Genomic DNA, 806 nt, shown 5'->3' with positions numbered 1-806 from the left:
CTTTTCATTTTTTAAGACATAGCCGTAAGCCCGGATCCGGCCGTCTTCGTTCTGAAAATAAACGCCCTGGATCTCGGGGGCGAATCCCGGGAACCGGTTGATGCTCTCCTCCAGCGCCAGGAAGTATTTCTGAGCGGTGGCGCTCCATTTCTCCCCGGGAACCACGCAGATGATGCCCGGAGGATAGGGCAGCGCCCCTTCCAGCGCGACCCGTCCCTGAATGTCGGTCAGCGGAACGAGCTCGCCGTGATTGCGGACCAGCTCCCAGTTCGCCGCCTGCGGATTCAGCACATACTCCGGCAGCGTCTCTCTTCGGAACAGGGCCCACTGCGCCTGTTTCACGTCGCGTTCTTTGTAGAAATCATGCATTTCCTGGCATAGCTTCCTGATCGTGTAGCCGCTATAGCGCTCGGCGTGACTGCGGTAGATCGTCGGCAGAACCCGCTCCAGCGGCACGTCCGCCTTGACGCACTGTTCAAAATGCGCGATCTGCGAGACGAGATTCTGCATCTTCGTCTCCGTTTCCGCCGGGGTCAGCAGGAACAGAATCGAGTTGAGGTCGCATTTTTCCGGCACAATCCCGTTCTCTCTCAGATAGTTGGCCAGGATGGTGGCCGGGATGCCGAAGGCTTCGTACTTCCCGCTTTCCGCGTCAATCCCCGGAGTCGTTAACATAAACTTGCACGGGTCGACGAAATATTGATTCTCTTCATACCCCGCGAAGGAATGCCATTTTTCGTTCGGATGGAACTTAAAATAGTCCAGATCGCCGGCCATTTTTTCTGTATCGCCGGCCTGCCATTTTT

At 56.5% G+C, this 806-nt stretch carries 1 pseudogene; it reads right to left on the bottom strand.

Annotation, left to right across the window (positions count from 1 at the left end):
- Nucleotides 1-806, bottom strand: a pseudogene (locus tag Q6A92_RS18135) (ornithine decarboxylase); the annotation flags it as partial.

The organism is Sporolactobacillus sp. KGMB 08714 (assembly GCF_036598985.1).
Taxonomy (GTDB): Bacteria; Bacillota; Bacilli; order Bacillales; family Sporolactobacillaceae; genus Sporolactobacillus.
This window is presented reverse-complemented; position numbering and strand designations above follow the sequence as displayed.